This is a genomic window from Amycolatopsis sp. NPDC005003 (assembly GCF_053600695.1).
The window spans coordinates 37687-56223 of record NZ_JBSGAI010000007.1 but is presented as its reverse complement, the minus strand read 5'-3'; the positions used below and the strand labels follow the sequence as shown (position 1 = coordinate 56223).

Below are 18537 nucleotides of genomic sequence, written 5' to 3'. Positions count from 1 at the left end.
CTTCCGGGAGCAAGCGCGAAATTCGGTGGAACGTGGCGGGGCGACGGGGGAATCCGCGCTCAGCCCCAGCCGAGCTCGTGCAGCCGGGCGTCGTCGATGCCGAAGTGGTGGCCCAGCTCGTGCACGACGGTGATCAGGACCTCCTCGACGACCTCGTCCTCGTCTTCGCACATGGCGAGGATCGGCTGCCGGTAGATCGAGATCCGGTCGGGCAGCACCCCGCCGTACGACGACGTCCGCTCGGTCAGCGCGATCCCGTGGTAGAGCCCGAGGATGTCCGGCGCCTCGTCGTTGAACTCCTCGACGAGCACGACGACGTTGTCCATCGCCTTCGCGAACTCGGGCGGTACCTCGTCCAGGGCTTCGGAGACCAGCTCTTCGAAGCGTTCCCGGCTCATCTCGACCGGCATCAGCCGCCCTGCTTCGCCGTCGAGGGGGCGGGGTTCGGCGTGGCCGGGCCACCGCCGCCGTCCGACGGTGGGCCGCCGTCCTGGGGCTGGCCGCCGTCCGTGCCCGCCGGTGCGGCCTTGATGCTGCCGGTCACCGCCTGCAGGCCGCTCTTGTCGGGCAGTGCCGAGGCGACCTTGCAGTTGACCTTGGTCGAACCGGCGTCCCAGCTCTCCTGTTCCCGCAGGTCCCAGGTCAGGATCAGCTTCTTCGCGTCGAGGTCGGCGCCGCCGGTGTAGCTGCCCGCCGCCTTGTTGCACTCGGTGTCGAGCCAGGCCTTCTGGTTGTCCTGGGAGGGGTAGCTGTCCTTGAAGTTCGACTTGAGGTCCAGGGTCGCGACGATCTCGTACGAGTGCGGCTTCGTGCAGTCGATCGGATCGCCGACGCCCTTGCCGAGCAGCGCCAGGCAGGTGCCCGGCTCGAAGACCAGCGACTGGTCCTGCTCCTTGGCCGGTCCGGTGGTCGGCAGCAGCCGGCCGCCGGGGCCCGCCCACTGCAGGCCGCAGCGCAGCTGGCGGTCGCCGTCCTCCCACTGCGACGGCGTCGGGCGGAGCAGGTTCGTGGTGAGCTTGCCGTACGGGTCGAGCTTGTGCCCGAGGTAGGGCTTCACGTCCGCGGTGCACTTCTGCTGCGCGATCTGCTGCCACTGGTCCAGCGAGGGGACGGGCGCGCCCTCCGGGAACTGGGCGCCGATGTCCACCAGCGTGGTCACCTCGAACAGGTGCGGCTGGGTGCAGTCGACCTTGCGCGCGTCGCTCGCGTCCGGGTTGTCCCAGGTCAGGCAGCTGCCGGGTGGGGAGTGGAAGGCCTCTTGGGCGGCCGCGGAAAGCCGGCCCGCGCCGCCGCCGGACCCGCCGACGATGCCGTCGCTCCAGGAGAACACGACGCTGAGCGCGAGCGCGATGAGCGCGCCCGCGAAGATCCCGCCCATCACGACGCGGGTGCGCAGCGTCTGGGTGGCGGTGGGGAACCGATCGGCGCTGGAAGACATCGCACTCCATGATGCCCGCGCCGCGCATGACGTGCGCGGTCCGGGTGGTTAGGGTGGTCAAGGTTTCGCGGTGGCCGGTGATTACGGAGCGCACATGACGCAGGACAACAATACTGGGGACCAGCCGCCCCCCGAGCCGCCGAAGCGCGGCTCGATGAGGTTCCAGGACTCGAACACCCAGCCTCGCCAGCCCTCGCTGGCCGAGCAGCGGGCGCGTCAGCAGGCGCTGGCCCAGGAGGAGCGCAACGAGGAGCTGGCCCGCCAGGCCGACGCCAAGGCGGCGACGCGGCGCAAGATCCTGATCGGCAGCGGCGTCACGGTCGGGCTCGTCGGCCTGGTCGCGACGTACTACACGGTCGCGAAGACCGAGAACGTCACAGCCGTCTGCACGGACAAGGACGGAGTAGTCGTCCAGAACGACGACTACTGCGACGACAACTACGTCACCAGCCACGGCGGCTACCACAGCGGTGGCTTCCTGTTCCTGCCGATCCCGGGCGGCGGCTACAACAGCTACCGCTACAACTACGGCGGCACCGGCGTGGTCGGCCAGCGGGTGACCGGTGGCTCGTACGACGCGCCGTCGTCCCGCGCCAACGTCACGACGAAGAGCGGCAAGTCCGTCCAGCGCGGCGGGTTCGGCATCAGCGGCAAGAGCGGCAGCGGCGGCAGCGGCAAGAGCGGGGGATCGTAGGTGTACCGGGACCGGCGTGAGCCGCGGCGCGACTGGCAGCGGATCGTCGAAGAGCAGGGGCTCGTCTACGGCACGCCGGCCCGCGACAGCAGCGGCCGGATGCGGCCGTACTGGGACGAGTCCGTGCACTACGTCTTCGACATGGACGAGGTCCTCTCGCTCGAGGCCGACGTCGAGCTGCTCCACTCGATGTGCCTGGAAGCCGTCGACAACGTCGTGACGACCGAGGGCTACCAGCGCTTCGGCATCCCCGAGTGGGTCTGGCCGCACATCGCCGAGTCGTGGAAGCGGCAGGATCCGCACGTCTACGGCCGGTTCGACCTGCGCTACGACGGCAAGTCGCCGGCGAAGCTGCTCGAGTACAACGCGGACACGCCGACCACGCTGCTGGAGGCGTCGCTGCTGCAGTGGCACTGGAAGACCGACGTCTTCCCGGACGACGACCAGTGGAACTCGATCCACGAGAAGCTCGTCGAGCGGTGGTCGTTCCTGCGCGACAAGCTGCCCTCGAACGAGCTGCACTTCACCTGGTCGGCGGCGGACCCGTCCGGCGAGGACAACGTCACCACCGCGTACCTGCAGGAGACCGCGGCCGAGGCGGGGCTCGACACGGTGGGCCTGGCGATCGAGGAGATCGGCTGGGACCCGGTGCTCAAGCGGTTCGTCGACCTCGAAGAAGCGCAGATGGCGACCGTGCTGAAGCTGTACCCGTGGGAGTGGGTGGTCGACGAGGAGTTCGGCCGCCACGCCGTCGAGTCGCTGCCGCGGACGCTGTGGATCGAGCCCCTGTGGAAGATGATCCTCTCGAACAAGACGCTGCTGGCGATCCTGTGGGAGAACTACCCGGGCCACCCGAACCTGCTGCCCGCGTTCGCCGACGACCCCGGCCTGCTGACGGAGTACGTCCGCAAGCCGAAGCTGGGCCGCGAGGGCGCGAACGTCCAGATCGTGGCGACCGGCTACGAGACCCAGACCGACGGCGTCTACGGCGCCGAAGGCTTCGTCTACCAGGCGTTCGACCCGCTGCCCGAGTTCGACGGCTACCGGCCGGCGCTCGGCGCGTGGATCGTCGGCGACAGCTCCGCCGGCCTGGGCATCCGCGAGACCGGCGGCCTGGTGACCGACGACGGCGCGGCCTTCGTCCCACACCGCATCGTCGAGTCGTGATAAAACACCCCATCGCTGACCTTCCGGGAGAAAACTCGTGACCTCGACGCTTGCGCTGTCCGACACGTTCGGCTCCGACCTCGTGCGGGGCATCGGCGCGATCCTGCTCTACGGCGTCATCGGCCTGCTGCTGATGTTCGCCGGCTTCTACGCGATCGACTGGACGACGCCGGGCAAGCTGTCGAAGCTGGTCACGCAGGGCTTGCCGAACGCGGTGATCGTGACCGCGTCGGGGATGCTCTCGATGGCGTTCATCGTCGTGGTGGCGATCTTCAACTCGGCCAGCGACCTCACCGAAGGCCTGATCACCTCGCTGGTCTACGGCCTGCTCGGGATCATCGTCCAGGTGATCGCGGTCCGGCTCCTGGAGTGGGCGACCCGCATCGACGTGGCTTCGACGATCGAGAGCGAGAAGTTCGCCCCGGTGAGTATCGTCGTCGCGGCGGCGCACCTCGGCCTGGGCCTCGTGGTGGCGGTCGGCATCTCCTGACGTTCGCCACTACCGTGGGGTCCGTGCGCCTGCTGAGGACACCGGACGACCGGTTCACGGACCTGCCCGACTTCCCGTTCGAGCCCCGTTACGCGGAGCTGGCGGACCCCGACGGCGGCCGGATCAGAGTGGGGTACGTCGAGGCGGGCCCGGCGGACGGCCCGGTCGTGCTCCTGTTGCACGGCGAGCCGAGCTGGTCGTTCCTGTACCGCAAGATGCTCCCGGTGCTGGCGGACGCGGGCTTGCGCGCGATCGCACCGGACCTGGTGGGCTTCGGCCGATCCGACAAGCCGGCGAACGTGGCGGACCACAGCTGCGCCCGCCACGTCGAGTGGATGCGCGGCTTCGCGTTCGACGCGCTGGACCTGCGGGACGTCACGTTGGTCGGCCAGGACTGGGGCGGGCTGATCGGGCTGCGGCTGGTGGCATCGTCGCCGTCGCGGTTTTCGCGCGTGGTGGCGTCGAACACGGGGCTGCCCACCGGCGACGTCGACATGCCTCCGGAGTGGCACGCATTTCGTGCGGCCGTCGAGAAGGCGCCGGTGCTGGACGTGGCGCGGTTCGTGCAGTCGGGGTGCACCTCGGTGCTTTCGGACGCCGAGCGCGCGGCTTACGACGCGCCGTTCCCGAACGAGATGTACAAGGCGGGCCCGCGGGCGATGCCGTCCCTGGTGCCGTACCGGCCGGACGACCCGGCGTCGGCCGCGAACCGGGAGGCGTGGAAGACGTTGACGGAGCTGGAGATCCCGTTCCTGGTGGCGTTTTCCGACGGCGACCCGAACACGGGCGGGATGGCACCGATCCTGCGGCGGTCCATGCCGGGGGCTTCGGGCTTGGACCACCCGGTCATCGCTGGAGCGGGGCATTTCCTGCAGGAGGACAAGGGCGAGGAGCTGGCTGAACACGTGGTGCGGTTCGTGCGCGGCTCCTGATTTCCACGCTAGCGGAGGGCACTGAGGGCATCGGTGCTCGTGGGTGGGGTTGTCCTGCCGCGGCTGAAAGAAAATACTGTCCTCGCTGGACGCGCAGGCTCCGGGATGACCACCCCGCTCCTCTCTTGGGTCAAGCCAGTGCTGCGCGCGTTGCCGCCAGTGCGTCCACCAAGATTTCCAACCCCTCTTGGGCCTCGTCCGCGGTCAGCGTCATCGGGGGGCCGAGCCGCAGGACGTTGCCGTGGAGGCCTCCCTTGCCGATCAGGAGCCCGCGCTTCTTCGTCTCCTCCAGCATCCTGGCCGCCGCCGGGATGTTCGGCTCTGTTGTCCCCGGCTTGATCAGCTCCACTCCGATCATCAGGCCCTTTCCGCGCACCTCCGCCACGATCGGCGACTCGGCCGCCCGCAAGCCCGACAGCAGCTGCTCTCCCCGGGCCGCGCAGTTCGCCTGGAGGTCGTGGTCCTTGATGTAGTCCAGGACGGCCGTCGCGCCGGCCATCGATACCGGGTTGCCTCCGAACGTCGAGAACGACTGGGCCTGGAAGCAGTCCAGGACGTCGCCGCGTGCGACCACGCCGCCGACCGCCAGGCCGTTGCCCAGCCCCTTCGCGAACGTCATCATGTCCGGTGTCACGCCGTGCGCTTCGATGCCCCAGAAGTGCTCGCCCGTGCGGCCCCAGCCCGTCTGGACCTCGTCCGAGATGAAGAGCACCCCGTACTCGTCGAGCACCTCCTTCATCGCCCGGAACAGGCCGTCCGGTGGGAGGCTGAAGCCGCCAACGCCCTGGATCGGCTCCGCGATCAGGCAGGCCACGTCGCCCGCCGTTGCCGTGTTCAGGACGTCCACCAGGTCCGCCACGCACGCGTCGATGTAGTCCGCGTCGGAAAGCGAACGGAACGGGCTTCGGTACCGGTACCCACCGTGGACGTAGTTGACCTTCACCGGGCTCAGTGCCGATGCCGACCAGCCGCGGTTGCCCGTGATCGCGACGGTTCCGAACGAGCGGCCGTGGTAGGAGTTGCGCATCGCCAGCACCTGGTTGCTGCGGCGGTACTGGGTCGCCAGCATCAGCGCCGTGTCGTTGGCCTCGCTGCCCGAGTTCGTGAAGAACACCTTGGCGTCCGGGATGCCGGACAGCGCGGCGATCCGCTCCGCCAGCTCGACCTGGGACCTGATCAGGTACAGCGTCGAGGTGTGGAGGATGCCCGTGTCGAGCTGCTTGCGGACCGCGTCGCCGATCTCGGCGACGTCGTAGCCCATCGAGTTGGTCAGCACCCCCGCGAAGAAGTCCAGGTAGGTGCGCCCCTGGGAGTCCGTCATGCGGCGGTCGTGCGCGTGCACGATCTCGATCGGCTCTTCGTAGAGCAGCGACATCCAGGACGGCATGACTGCGCGGTGCCGGGCGAGCAGCTCATCGGTCATCGAACGCCTCCTCGGGGTCTCAAGCGAGTATGAGGAGGCCGTGAACAGCGCTTCAACGATCAGACTGTCGGGATAACCCAGTAGGGACGCACAGTCTGTACGGACTACCCTCTGACCCGTGATTGACCCCAGGACTCTGCGCGATGACCCGGAAGCCGTGCGCGCGTCGCAGCGCGCTCGTGGTGAAGACGAGGGAGTGGTCGACAAGCTGCTCTCCCTCGACACCCGGCGCCGGTCTTCGATCGCGGCCGCCGACAAGCTGCGCAACGAGCAGAAGCTACTGGGCAAGCAGATCCCGAAGGCGCCGCCCGAAGAAAAGCAGCAGCTCCTGGCCACCGCCAAGGAGCTCGCCGCGCAGGTCAAGGCGGCCGAGGCGGAGCAGAACACCGCGTCGGAGGAGTTCGACACGCTGTTCCGGACCGTGCCGAACCTCGTCCACCCGGATGCCCCCGTCGGCGGCGAGGACGACTTCGCCGTCGTCAAGCACGTCGGCGAACCGACCAAGCTCGGCTTCGCCCCGAAGGACCACCTCGAGCTGCTCGAAGGCCTCGGCGGCGTCGACATGGAACGCGGCGCGAAGGTCTCGGGCTCGCGGTTCTACTTCCTCACCGGCGTCGGCGCGCAGCTGCAGCTCGGCCTGCTCAACATGGCCATCGCGCAGGCGCTCGAGAACGGCTTCACGCCGATGATCACGCCGTCGCTGGTCCGGCCCGAGATCATGGCGGGCACCGGCTTCCTCGGGCAGCACTCGAGCGAGATCTACCACCTCGAGGACGACGACCTCTACCTCGTCGGGACGTCGGAGGTGCCGCTCGCCGGCTTCCACGCCGACGAGATCCTCGACCTGAACGACGGCCCGAACCGCTACGCGGGCTGGTCGTCCTGCTACCGCCGCGAGGCCGGCTCGTACGGCAAGGACACCCGCGGCATCATCCGCGTCCACCAGTTCGACAAGGTGGAGATGTTCGTCTACGCCAAGCCGGAAGACGCCGAGGCGGAGCACGAGCGGCTGCTGGGCTGGGAAGAGGAGATGCTCGCGAAGATCGAGGTGCCCTACCGGGTGATCGACACCGCGACCGGCGACCTCGGCACGTCCGCGCACCGCAAGTTCGACTGCGAGGCGTGGATCCCCACCCAGGAGACCTACCGCGAGCTGACCTCGACGTCCAACTGCACGACGTTCCAGGCCCGCCGTCTCTCGGTCCGCTACCGCGACGAGAACGGCAAGCCGCAGATCGCCGCGACGCTCAACGGCACCCTGGCCACCACCCGCTGGATCGTCGCGATCGTCGAGAACCACCAGCAGGAAGACGGCTCGGTCCGGGTACCGGAGGCGCTGCGCCCGTTCGTCGGCGGCAAGGAAGTCCTCACGCCTCGCTGATTCGGGCGGATCCGCGGTGCTGCTCCGTTCGTCCCAGTACAGTCCGGGCCGAACGGGAGGACACATGCGGATGAAGTGGCGGGTCGCGGTCGCGCTGGCGGCCGTGACCGTGGTGACCGGCTGCACGGTGACGGTCGGCGGCTCCGCGTCGCCCGTCCCCGGCCAGGGGCCGATCGTCAAGGCCGTCGACGCCTGCACGCTGCTCGACGAAGCCCAGGTCGACGCCCTCGGCTACAAGTCCCCGGGGAAGCCGGTCAAGGAGAACAAGGCCCGGCTCCAGCCGCCGATGTGCCTGTGGAACTCGAAGGACGACGTCGAGCCGCTGGCCGTCCTGAACGTCGGCCTCGCCACGGACATGGACTTCAACGAGTACGTCGCCGGCGCGGTCAAGAAGTCCGAGCCGCAGCAGATCGGCGGGCTGAGCTGGACGCAGTACGCCTCGATCCTGCCCGACGACTGCACGTTCTACGCCCTGCTCGGCGCCAAGTCGTTCGCCTACGTCGGCGTCTCGGCGGGCAAGCTCGACCGGTCGTGCGAGCTGGCGAAGCTCGCGATCCCGCAGGCCGCGGCGCACCTGCCGGGCGGGCAGGACGCCCCGCCGGTCACGCCGTCGACGTCGGCGAAGCCCGAGCCGGGCGGCCCGCTGCTGGCGGCGGACCCGTGCACCGCGCTGAAGCCGGACCAGGTGTCCCAGCTGAAGGACATCTCGCCGGACGGGAAGAAGGACAACTCGTCCACGGTGCCGAACGCGTCGTTCTGCCTCTGGGACGACACCGACGGCGACGGCGGCCAGAAGGCGTTCGAGGTCTGGTTCGGCCCCAGCACACCGGTCGGGGAGTGGCCGGGCGCGAAGGGCGTCACCCCGACCGAGACCGTCGACGTCGGCGGCCGGAAGTGGGGCCTGTTCCCGAACATGGGCGGCCTGCGGGTCACCTGCGGCGCGACCCTGGCGATCACCGACACGTCGTCGGTGCAGGTGGTCAGCGGGTTCGTCGGCGACGACGCGAAGACCTGCGACCTCGTGAAGCAGGGCCTGCCGCTGGTGACCGCGAACCTGCCGGGCTAACTCTCCGAAGACACCTGGTCGGCGATGTGGCGCGCGATCTCCAGCGCGCTCGTCGCGGCCGGCGACGGCGCGTTCAGCACGTGCACCTGGTCGCGCGTGGTCTCGATGAGGAAGTCGTCGACGAGCGAACCGTCGCGGCGCATCGCCTGGGCGCGCACGCCGGAGCCGTGGCGGACGATGTCGTCCTCGGTGACGGCCGGGACGAGCCGCGCGAGGCTCGCGGCGAACCGCTTCTTCGAGAACGAGCGGCGGACCTCGTCGAGCCCGGTCGGGAACGCGTACTTGCGCGCGAGCCGCCAGGCGCCGGGGAAGGCCGCGACCTCGGCGACGTCCTTCGCGGAGAAGTCGCGCCAGCGGTAGCCCTCGCGGCGCAGCGCGAGCACGGCGTTCGGGCCGGCGTGCACGCTGCCGTCGAGCATGCGGGTGAGGTGCACGCCGAGGAACGGCAGCGTCGGGTCCGGCACGGGGTAGATCAGGCCCTTGACCAGGTGCCGCCGGTCCGGCTTGAGCTCGTAGTACTCACCGCGGAACGGCACGATCTTCGCCGACGGCGTCAGCCCGGCCAGCCGCGCGACGCGGTCGGAGTGCAGGCCGGCGCAGTTCACCAGCGCGTCGGCCTGGACGACGTCGTCACCGGTCGCGACCTCGACCCCGCCGTTGCGGCCGGCCCGGATGGCCAGCGCGGGCGAGTCGAGCCGCAGGTCGACGCCGGCTTCGTCGAGCAGCCGGACGAGCGCGTGGCAGACGGCCGGGAAGTCGATGATCCCGGTGGATTCGACGCGCAACGCGGCGACGCAGGCGACCTCGGGCTCGTACTCGCGCGCTTCGGCGGGCGAGATCTGCTTGGCCGGGACACCGTTGGCCTCGGCGCGCTCGGCGAGGGTGTTGAGCGCGGGGATCTCTTTTTCATCGGTGGCGACGACGAGCTTCCCGCACACCTCGACGGGCACGCCGTACTGCCGCGCGAAGTCCACGATGGACCGGTTGCCGGCGACGGACATCCGCGCCTTGAAGGACCCGGGCTTGTAGTAGAGCCCGGCGTGCACGACGTTCGAGTTGTGCCCGGTCTGGTGGGCCGCCCAGCGGGATTCCTTTTCCAGGACGGTGACGTCCAGCCCGCGCCTGGTCAGCTCCCAGGCCACGGCCAGACCGACGATCCCGCCCCCGACGACTACCACGTTACGCACGGTCGATCAGGCTACGCGAGTCTCACCAGGTGGTTAAGGAAGGCCCGCCAAGCCGGCGGTCGCTATTCGCCGGCCAAGGCCGCCGGTTCGACCCCTTCGATTTCGCCGGCGAGCCGGCCGATGAACGCTTGGGAATCGGTCATCCCCAGCCCCGTCCGGTACGCCCGCTCGAACCCGTCCACCCCGAGCGACTCCACCAGCCGCCCCCGGACCGCCGTCACGTCCGGGCCGCTGATCTCCGTGCCCCTCACCGCGGCCGCCGTGCCCAGCAGGACCGCCGCCTCCGGGGGCCGGGTTGCTCCCGCAAGGCCCTCCAGCGCGAGCGCCACCACGTCACTCGCGTTCCACTGCCGTCCGATCAGCACCGCCGAGCGGTGCAGCGAGACCGCCGATGACCGGTCGCCCTCGGCCAGCGCCAGCCAGCCCAGTGAAACCAACGCCGTCGCGCGGACGGCCTCCGACGAGAACGAGCCTCCCGCGCACTCCGCCAGCGCGCGCTCGCCCAGCTCCCGGGCCGCGGCCAGATCGCCCGACTGCCGGGCCAGGTTCGCCAGCCCGACGTACGCCGCCGCGCGGGATTCCGGCATGCCCGACCGGCGGGCCGTCGCCGCCGCCAGTTCGTAGTCCGCGCGGGCGCGGGCGTGGTCGCCCGACAGCAGGTGCGTCCACGCGCGGCGGCAGATCAGGTCGGCCATGTCGTCCGTCGCGCCGATCTCGTGCATCAGGCCCAGTGCCTCGTCCATCAGCGGCAACGCCGCCGCGTACTCACCCCGCCAGGTCAGCAGCTGGGAAAGGTGGTCCAGGGCCATCGACAGGCCCCACCGCTCGCCCAGCGCGCGGAACTGCGCCGCACCTTCGCGCAGGCCCTCCTCGGCGCCCGCCAGGTCGCCCGACATCATCGACCGCAGGCCCATGCCCATCGGCAGCAGTGCCCAGCCCCACGCGTCACCGGCCGTCAGCAGGCCTTGGCCGAGCTGCTCGGCGTCGTCGCCCGGCGGGCCGACCACCACGCCCAGCAGCATCACCAGCATCGGGTTGCGGGGTGCCCACGAACCGTCCGTCGCGTACCGGTGCACCAGCGGCAGGTACTGCTCCAGCGACTCGTGCCGCTGCCCGGCCAGCGCGCCGAGCACGCACACCAGGAACTCCTCGACGTACTCCTCGCGCAGCTCGGGCGGGCACCGCGACACCACCGCCAGCGACAGCCCGGCGCCCTCGAACCGGCGCCCGCGCATCCACCAGTACATCGCCAGCAGCGGCACCAGCCGCAGCGCCAGCACCACGTCGTGCTCGGTCGACCAGCGCAACGCCGCCAGGATGTTGTCGTAGTCGGCGTCGAGCCGCGCCAGCCAGTCCAGCTGCTCCGCCGTCCGCAGCTTCGGGTCCGCCTCGGCGGCGAACCGCAGGAAGTACTCGGCGTGCGCGCGGTGGAACTCCGTCGCCTCGCCCGCTTCGGCGAGCTTCTCACCGCCGAACGCGCGGATCGTCTCCAGCATCCGGAACCGGCCGCCGACCGCTTCCACCAGGGACTTGTCGGCCAGCTCCGGCAGCAGGTCGACGCCGGCGCCGCACACCTCGGCGGCGGCCGCGGCGGTCGCGCCGCCGGAGAACACCGCGAGCCTCCTGGCCAGCGAGCGCTCCTCGCCGGTCAGCAGGTCCCAGCTCCACTCGACGACGCCGCGCAGCGAGCGGTGCCGGGCCTCGGCCGTCCGGCTACCGCGGGCCAGCAGGCGGAACCGGTCGTCGAGCCGGGCGGCGATCTCGCCGAGGGACAGCGTCCGGACACGGGCCGCCGCCAGCTCCAGGGCCAGCGGCAGGCCGTCGAGGGCCGCGCAGACGTGCTGGACGTCGCCGATGGTCGACTCGTCGAGCGTGAACGCGGGATCGCTCGCCGCCGCGCGGTCGGCGAACAGCCGGACGGCCGCGAACTCCCGGCTGCGCTCAACCGGCGTCCCCGGCGGCGGAACGGCCAGCCGCGGCACCGGCGCCAGCTGCTCGCCGGTGATGCCGAGCGGCTCCCGGCTGGTGGCCAGCACCCGCAGCCCCGGGCAGGCGGCGAGCAGGCGCGCGGCCAGCCGGGCCGCCACGTCGACGACGTGCTCACAGTTGTCGAGCACCAGCAGCACCGGGCGGTCGCGCAGCGCCGACACCAGCCGCTCGACCGGGTCCTGCGGGCCGCCGCGCGAGCTCTCGCGCAGGCCGAGCGCGGCCAGCACCGCGCCGGCGACGTCGCCACCGCCGTGCGGGGCGAGCTCGACGAACGCCACCGGACCGGCCTGGGCCGCGGCGACCTCGACGGCGAGCCGGGTCTTGCCGGCGCCGCCCGGGCCGGTCAGGGTCACGAGCCGGGCCCGCGCCAGCAGCTCCGCCACCTGCCGCAGCTCGGCATCGCGGCCGACGAAGGTGGTGAGCTGGGCGGGCAACGCCGGGAGGACCGGCTTCTCGGTTTCGCCGCGAAGCACCGCGAGGTGCGCTTCGGCGAGCTCCGGGCCCGGGTCGGCGCCGAGCTCGTCGGCCAGGGTGCGGCGGGCGTCCTCGAACGCGGCGAGCGCGTCGGCCGGCCGTCCCGCGGCGGCCAGCGCCCGCACCAGCTGCGCGCGCGGCCGTTCCCGCAGCGGCTGCGCGGCGACGGTCTCCCGCAGGCCGGCGAGCACGTCTTCGGCCTGCCCGAGCGCCAGCCGGGCCTCGACGTGGTCGTCCACGGCGTCCGCGCGCAGCTCTTCGAGCCGGGTGGCCTGCGCGGTGGCGAAGGGCGCGTCCGCCAGGTCGGTGAACGCGGCCCCGCGCCACAGCGCCAGCGCCTCGCCCAGCACCGTCGCGGCCCGTGCGTGCTCACCGTTCTTCAGCAGCGCGCGGCCTTCGCGGACGAGCCGTTCGAAGCAGTGGACGTCCACTTCGTCCGGTGCGACCGCCAGCCGGTACCCGGCCGCGGTGAACTCGACCGGCGCGAGGTCCTTCAGGGCCGTCCGCAGCCGCGACACCTGCGACTGGAGGGCGTTCGCGGCGCCGTCCGGCGGGTGTTCGCCGTACATGCCGTCGATCAGCCGCTCGGCCGGCACGAACCGCCCGGCCTCGAGCGAGAGCAACGCCAGCAGCGTCCGCGACCGCGGGCCGCCCACCGCCACCTGCGTGCCGTCCCGGCGCCACGCGGCGACGGCCCCCAGCACCCCGAATCGCATGGACCCAGCCTAAGACGTCCCCGACCTGCGGCGAAGGTCACTCCAAACGGGAGTTCGGCGTGGTCCTGTGAATCACCTGAGTGTGCGTATATACACTTCGCCAGGTCCCCACGCAATGGGAGAGGTATGTCGTCCGAGAGCATTGCCCTAGGTCAACCCACCGTGGGCGAAGAGGAGCTCGCTGCGGTCGCCGAGGTCTTCCGATCCGGGTGGCTGGCCGGTGCCGGACCGGCGTGCCGTCGTTTCGAAGAGCGGTTCGCCCAGGTCACCGGCACGGCGCACGCGTTGACGACGGCGAACTGCGGTTCGGCGCTCTTCCTCGGGCTCAAGGTCCTCGGCGTCCGGCCGGGCGACGAGGTGATCGTCGGCGACTACACGTTCCCCGCCACCGGCCACGCCGTCGTCCAGGCGGGCGCGAAGCCGGTGTTCGCCGACATCCGCCCGGACGTCTTCAGCGCGGACCCGGCGCACGTCGAAGCCCTGATCACGCCGAAGACGGTCGGCATCCTCGCGGTCGACGTCGCCGGCCAGCCCGGTGACTTCGACGAATACCGCGCCATCGCCGACAAGCACGGCCTCTGGCTCTTCGAGGACGCCGCCTGCGCCGCCGGGGCGACGTACAAGACGCGCCCGGCCGGCAGCCTCGCCGACCTCGCCGCGTTCTCCTTCCACGGCCGCAAGGGCATCACCGCGGGCGAGGGCGGCGCGCTGGTCTCCGACCGCGAAGACCTCATCGCCCGCGCCCGCAAGCTGCACACCTACGGCATCGAGCCGGCGATCAGCCGCGAAGGCTCGGACACGCTGCCCATCCCGGAGTTCCACGAGCTCGGCTACAACTTCCGCCTGTCGGACGTCCAGGCCGCGATCATGAACGTCCAGCTCGACCGCCTCCCCGACCTCCTCGCCGCCCGCCGCTCGGTCGCGAAGCGATACCACGAAGCCTTCGCGGACGTCGACGCGCTGACCGCGCCGGTGGAGCTGCCCGACCGCGAGCACCCGTGGCAGGCGTACCTGCTCACGGTCGCGCCCGAGGTCAGCCGCGACACGCTCGCCCTGCGGATCCGCCAACAAGGTGTCCAGTGCAACTTCGGCACCTACGCCTCGCACCTGCAGCCGATCTACGGGCCTCAGGCCCCGCTGCCCGTCTCGGCCGACGCGTTCGCGCGTCAGCTCGCCATCCCGATGCACGCCAACCTCACCGACGCGGAAGTCACCCGGGTCGCCGAGGTCGTGCGCGAAGCCGTGCAGTCCCTGTCCTGAAGCCGCCTACCGAGGAGAAATTGGTGTCCGACAAGAAGGTGCTCTTCACCGGGGGCGGTGGCTTCATCGCCGCGCACGTGATCCCGCTGCTGCTCGAGGGCGGCTACACGGTCCGGATCTTCGACAACATGACCCGCGGCGACCGCGCCCGCGTCAACGAGTTCGTGGCCACCGGCAAGGTCGAGCTGGTCGAGAAGGACGTCCGCTACGGCGGCGCGGTGCGCGAGGCGATGCGCGGCTGCACGCACGTCATCCACTTCGCGACGGTGTCGATCAACAAGTCGATCGCCGACCCGCACGAGTCGATCGACATCAACATGATCGGCAACCACAACGTCTTCGCCGCGGCCGCCGACGAGGGCGTCGAGCGGCTGGTGTTCGCTTCGACCGCGTCGGTCTACGGCGATCCGAAGCGGCTGCCGATGCACGAGGACGACGAGCTGCGCCCGCTGACGCCGTACTGCATCTCGAAGCGCGCCGGCGAAGACCTGCTCGCCTTCTACGAGCGCCAGAAGGGCCTGTCCTGGAACGCGCTGCGGTTCTTCAACGTGTACGGCCCCGGCCAGAAGATCGAGGCCTACTACACGTCGGTGATCAACCACTTCATCCAGCGCCTGCGCGCCGGCCAGCCGCCGATCATCGACGGCCGCGGCGACCAGTCGATGGACTTCGTGCACGTCACCGACCTCGCGCGGGCCGTCGTCGCGGCGCTGGAGTCGGAGAAGGCGAACGTGCCGATCAACATCGGCACCGGCATCGACACGTCGATCGCGGCGCTGGCCAAGATCCTCATCGAGGCGGTCGGCGTCGACGTCGAGCCGCTGTTCAACGAACGTGACGTGCTGGTCTCGCGGCGCGCCGCCGACATCAGCCGGGCGCGTGACGTGCTGGGCTGGGAGCCGCGGATCACCGTCGAAGACGGGATGCGGGATCTGGTCAAGGAAACCGAGTGAGCACCACCGCGGGGCCTGCCCAACGGCGTGCGATGCGCATCGCGGTGGTGAACAACTTCTTCCCGCCCCGCGTGGGCGGCAGCGCGCACATGGCGGCGTCGCTGGCGGCGCAGTTCGCCGCGGCCGGGCACGAGGTCCTCGCGATCACGGCCGCGTACGGCGATGCCCCGGCCGAAGAGGAGCGCGACGGCTACCGCGTCGTGCGCTTCCCCGCGGTGAAGATGCCGCAGATCGGCCTGTCGATCGACTTCGACATGAGCTTCGCGTCGCCGCGGCCGGGCAACTGGCGGCGGCTGTGGAAGCTGCTGGACGAGTTCAAGCCGGACGCGATCCACCTGCACGGCCAGTTCTTCGACCTGTCGTGGCTGGCCGGGATCTGGGCGCGGCGGCGCGACGTCCCCGCGCTGCTGACCATCCACACCCTGCTGATCAGCGACAACAAGCTGTACGGCGGGGTGTTCCGGCTGCTCGACGCGGTGCTCGTGCGGCCGATCCTCGCGTACCTGAAGCCGCGGTACGTCATCCTCGACAAGCTGGGTGTCGACTACTGCGTCGACCGCTACGGCACCAGCGACGCGAACTCGGAGTACTTCCCGATCGCCGTCGACACCGGGCACTTCGCGAAGCCGGTGACGAAGGACGTCCGCGCGGAGCACGGGATCGGCGACGCCCCGCTGATCGTGTCACTCGGGCACGTCATCCCGCTGCGCAACCGGCTGCCGCTGATCGAGGCCCTGCCGTCCATTTTGGACAAGCACCCGGGTGTCCGGGTGGCCGTCGTCGGCCGCGTGTACCACGACGCGTTCCTGAAGCGGGCCGCCGAGCTGGGGGTTTCGGACGCGCTGGTGGTCACGGGCGCGGTGCCGAAGGAGGACGTCCCGGCGTACTTCGCGGCGGCGGACATCGTCACGCACGACCTCAACGGCGGCTGCGGCACGGCGTCACTGGAGGCGATGCTGTCCGGCACGGCGACGATCGCGTCGGTCACCGAGGACAACTACCCGGGCATCGAGCTGCGCAACGGCGAGAACGTGCTGCTGGTGCGTCCCGACGATGCGGAAGCCGTGGCGCGCACGGTGATCGAGCTGCTCGACGACCCGGAGAAGCGGGCCCTGATCGCGCAGCGGGAGAGCGACATGGTGCGGTCGAACTTCGGCCTCGACGTCGTCGCGGAAGAGCACCTCAGGACCTTCGAGAAGCTGGTGTCGGAAGCCGATGTTCTTCGATGACGAGCGCAGCCACCGGCTGCGCCCGCAGATCCTGACCGAGCTCGTCTCGCAGTACATGAACGACGCCGAGCGCGCGCAGTTCTACGGGCTGCCCTCGACGTGCCGCGTGCGCGAGCGCGTGAAGATCATCAGCCCGGAAAACCTGAAGATGGGCGACCACTGCTGGGTGGGTGAAGGAGCGGCGCTCGACGCGAGCGGCGGCCTGGAGATCGGCGAGCACACCAGCATCGGCCTGAACACGCTGATCTTCACGCATTCCAGCTGGCTGGCGAACATGACGCTGCAGAACCATTCGGGCAGCGACCTGATCGAGCGCAAACCGGTCAAGATCGGCAAGGGCTGCTTCATCGGCGGCCTGGTGGTCATCATGGCGGGCGTGACGATCGGCGACTTCGCGACGGTCCAGCCGAATTCGGTGGTGGCCAAGGACGTCCCGCCGCGGACGCTGGTGGCGGGAAACCCGGCGCGGGTGTTCCAGCGCTACGACGAGGAGTACATCCAGTCCGAAGTGGACCGGGTCCGCGCGGAGAACGCGCGCCGCCGGGCGATCGCCGAGGAACGTGGTTCCGGCCGGTCCGGCTGGGGTGCGCCGTCCGGGGACTTCTCGCAGGAGTAGCTCGCGCGTGACATGGATGACGGCGGCGCCGGACACCGGCGCCGCCGTCGTGAAACCGCCCGATCCTCCCGGCGGTGAAGTCCTACGCACGGAACCGCACGGCCCGTACGCAGCACAATCTAGTACTCAGTGACCGAGCGCGAGATATCGGTTACGCAACGTTTCAGGCCGGCCCGGTAACCTCGGAAAAGATCGAGAGGCAACCTTCCGGCGCTTCGGCCGTCGCTGGAAGGACGGAGCGAGGTGATCCATGGCGCGCGGCGACGAGGAGTTCGCGGAGTTCGTCCGCGCGTCCTCGGCCCGGCTCACCCACGCCGCGTTCCTGCTCACCGGTGACCGCCACCAGGCGGAAGACGCCGCCCAGACCGCCTTCACCCGCACCTACGCCGCCTGGTCGCGGGTGCGGCACAAGGACGCCTACGGCTACGCCCGGACCGTGCTGGTCAACCACGTCATCGACGGCTGGCGGCGGCCGATCCGCGAGTATGCCGCCGAAACCGTGCCCGAGCGGCAGGACCGCCTCGACGTCGACCGGGTCGTCACCCAGCGCGCGTGGCTCACCGCCGTGCTCAGGACGCTGACCGACCGCGAACGCGCCGTCGTCGTGCTGCGGCACTTCTTCGACCTACCGGAAGCCGACGTGGCCCGTGAGCTCGGCGTTTCACTGGGTACCGTGAAGAGCACGAACTCGCGGGCGCTGGCCAAGCTGCGGGTCGAGGCGGACCCGGAGGACACGCTGATCGGGAGGAGCGGGCGGTGAACGAGCTCGACGACTTCCGCGCCGCCCTCCGGCAGCCGCCCGAGGAGCCCTTCGCCGAGCCCGACCTGGCCCGGATCATGGCCGGTGGGCGGCGCATCCGGCGCCGGCGCCGGCTCCTGACCGGCACCGCCGGGGTGGCCGCCGCGGCCGCCGTCGTGCTCGTCGTGGTGTTCGCCATCCAGCTGCGGCAGCCCGCGCCCGCGCCGGTCGCGCAGCCGCCGTCCCCGTCCCCGTCGACGTCGGCGGCGCCGATGTCGACCACCCCGGTGGAGCAGCCGATCGGGGACGTCGTCGGCACCGGGATCCGGACCCCGGACGGCGAGATCGTCCTGTACGCGCGGGCCGTCGACGCGCCGGAACTGCCGGGCACCCGCTTCGGCCTGGTGGCCGGCTTCCGGTCCGGGACCTCCTTGCAGTCCGTGCTGGCGACGAACGAGACCCGCGGCTCCGACCGGTCGTTCGGCTTCCACGCCACCGACGGCGGCGAGGTGATCGGCAACCAGGTGATCCCGGTCTTCGGCTACTTCGCCGGCCCGGCGGGGAAGGTCACGACCACGGTGCACGGCCGGACGGTCGAGGCGAAACTGGCCAAGTGGTCGGCGGACCCGAGCGTGGTGTTCTTCTGGTTCAACCCCGACGAGGTCCCGGACTCCGCCGTCCTGACGCCCCTGATCGCCTTCGACGCCGACGGGAAGCGGCTCACCAAGTAGGCGGTACCCGCCCACCCGATGCGGGCGTAAGACGTGAATCGTGACCTCTCGA

Annotated in this window: 17 protein-coding genes; 12 read left to right on the top strand and 5 right to left on the bottom strand. The window is 70.7% G+C overall.

Annotated features, from left to right (window positions below; all coding sequences use genetic code 11):
• Nucleotides 1-59: 59 nt before the first annotated feature.
• Together ACWED2_RS10525 and ACWED2_RS10520 are read right to left on the bottom strand one after the other, a co-directional pair.
• Nucleotides 60-410 carry a metallopeptidase family protein gene (locus tag ACWED2_RS10525; RefSeq protein WP_004558570.1) on the bottom strand — a complete coding sequence of 117 codons (351 nt, stop codon included), beginning with the start codon at nt 408-410 and terminating at the stop codon, nt 60-62.
• Complete coding sequence (locus tag ACWED2_RS10520) at nt 410-1438, bottom strand: septum formation family protein (RefSeq protein ID WP_449690181.1); 1029 nt, start codon at nt 1436-1438, stop codon at nt 410-412. Before ACWED2_RS10520 ends, ACWED2_RS10525 begins: the two co-directional genes overlap by 1 nt.
• Nucleotides 1439-1592: 154 nt before the next feature.
• On the opposite strand from ACWED2_RS10520, the gene ACWED2_RS10515 reads away from it, so the two are divergent.
• From ACWED2_RS10515 to ACWED2_RS10500, 4 genes are read left to right on the top strand one after another with little or no spacing between them, the layout of a single operon-like run.
• The gene (locus ACWED2_RS10515) at nt 1593-2132 is read left to right on the top strand and encodes a hypothetical protein (RefSeq protein WP_091305857.1); all 540 of its coding nucleotides are present in this window, start codon (nt 1593-1595) and stop codon (nt 2130-2132) included.
• Nucleotides 2133-3299 (top strand): glutathionylspermidine synthase family protein, encoded by a 1167-nt coding sequence (locus tag ACWED2_RS10510; protein ID WP_449690180.1) that lies wholly within the window; start codon nt 2133-2135, stop codon nt 3297-3299. It abuts the gene before it with no gap.
• A 37-nt stretch (nt 3300-3336) separates the two neighbouring features.
• Nucleotides 3337-3789, top strand: a complete 453-nt coding sequence (locus ACWED2_RS10505) for a DUF350 domain-containing protein (protein ID WP_449690179.1) — start codon at nt 3337-3339, stop codon at nt 3787-3789.
• A gap of 23 nt (nt 3790-3812) precedes the next feature.
• Complete coding sequence (locus tag ACWED2_RS10500; RefSeq protein WP_449690178.1) at nt 3813-4721, top strand: haloalkane dehalogenase; 909 nt, start codon at nt 3813-3815, stop codon at nt 4719-4721.
• Nucleotides 4722-4851: 130 nt separating this feature from the next.
• Here ACWED2_RS10500 and ACWED2_RS10495 read toward each other — a convergent pair whose 3' ends face one another.
• The gene (locus tag ACWED2_RS10495; RefSeq protein ID WP_449690177.1) at nt 4852-6144 is read right to left on the bottom strand and encodes an aspartate aminotransferase family protein; all 1293 of its coding nucleotides are present in this window, start codon (nt 6142-6144) and stop codon (nt 4852-4854) included.
• A 118-nt stretch (nt 6145-6262) separates the two neighbouring features.
• Between ACWED2_RS10495 and serS the strand changes: the two genes are divergently transcribed.
• The gene (serS, locus tag ACWED2_RS10490; protein WP_449690176.1) at nt 6263-7525 is read left to right on the top strand and encodes a serine--tRNA ligase; all 1263 of its coding nucleotides are present in this window, start codon (nt 6263-6265) and stop codon (nt 7523-7525) included.
• Nucleotides 7526-7589: 64 nt separating this feature from the next.
• Nucleotides 7590-8591 (top strand): DUF3558 family protein, encoded by a 1002-nt coding sequence (locus ACWED2_RS10485; protein ID WP_449690175.1) that lies wholly within the window; start codon nt 7590-7592, stop codon nt 8589-8591.
• Here ACWED2_RS10485 and lhgO read toward each other — a convergent pair.
• Nucleotides 8588-9778 carry an L-2-hydroxyglutarate oxidase gene (gene lhgO, locus ACWED2_RS10480; RefSeq protein WP_449690174.1) on the bottom strand — a complete coding sequence of 397 codons (1191 nt, stop codon included), beginning with the start codon at nt 9776-9778 and terminating at the stop codon, nt 8588-8590. The two genes, ACWED2_RS10485 and lhgO, sit on opposite strands and share 4 nt — an antisense overlap.
• A gap of 62 nt (nt 9779-9840) precedes the next feature.
• A complete protein-coding gene (locus tag ACWED2_RS10475; protein WP_449690173.1) occupies nt 9841-12957 on the bottom strand; it encodes a BTAD domain-containing putative transcriptional regulator in 3117 nt (1038 codons plus the stop codon).
• A 126-nt stretch (nt 12958-13083) separates the two neighbouring features.
• Between ACWED2_RS10475 and ACWED2_RS10470 the strand changes: the two genes are divergently transcribed.
• The 6 genes from ACWED2_RS10470 to ACWED2_RS10445 all read left to right on the top strand — a co-directional run bounded on the left by ACWED2_RS10470 (nt 13084) and on the right by ACWED2_RS10445 (nt 18485).
• The gene (locus tag ACWED2_RS10470; protein WP_449690172.1) at nt 13084-14217 is read left to right on the top strand and encodes a DegT/DnrJ/EryC1/StrS family aminotransferase; all 1134 of its coding nucleotides are present in this window, start codon (nt 13084-13086) and stop codon (nt 14215-14217) included.
• A 23-nt stretch (nt 14218-14240) separates the two neighbouring features.
• A complete protein-coding gene (locus ACWED2_RS10465; RefSeq protein ID WP_449690171.1) occupies nt 14241-15170 on the top strand; it encodes an NAD-dependent epimerase/dehydratase family protein in 930 nt (309 codons plus the stop codon).
• Nucleotides 15171-15202: 32 nt separating this feature from the next.
• Nucleotides 15203-16399 carry a glycosyltransferase family 4 protein gene (locus tag ACWED2_RS10460; RefSeq protein WP_449690369.1) on the top strand — a complete coding sequence of 399 codons (1197 nt, stop codon included), beginning with the start codon at nt 15203-15205 and terminating at the stop codon, nt 16397-16399.
• Nucleotides 16386-17015: an acyltransferase gene (locus tag ACWED2_RS10455; RefSeq protein WP_449690170.1), complete on the top strand. Its 630-nt coding sequence runs from the start codon at nt 16386-16388 to the stop codon at nt 17013-17015. Before ACWED2_RS10460 ends, ACWED2_RS10455 begins: the two co-directional genes overlap by 14 nt.
• Nucleotides 17016-17265: 250 nt before the next feature.
• Nucleotides 17266-17775, top strand: coding sequence for a SigE family RNA polymerase sigma factor (locus ACWED2_RS10450; protein ID WP_449690169.1), 510 nt, complete (start codon nt 17266-17268; stop codon nt 17773-17775).
• Complete coding sequence (locus ACWED2_RS10445; protein WP_449690168.1) at nt 17772-18485, top strand: hypothetical protein; 714 nt, start codon at nt 17772-17774, stop codon at nt 18483-18485. Before ACWED2_RS10450 ends, ACWED2_RS10445 begins: the two co-directional genes overlap by 4 nt.
• The last annotated feature ends 52 nt before the right edge of the window (nt 18486-18537 follow it).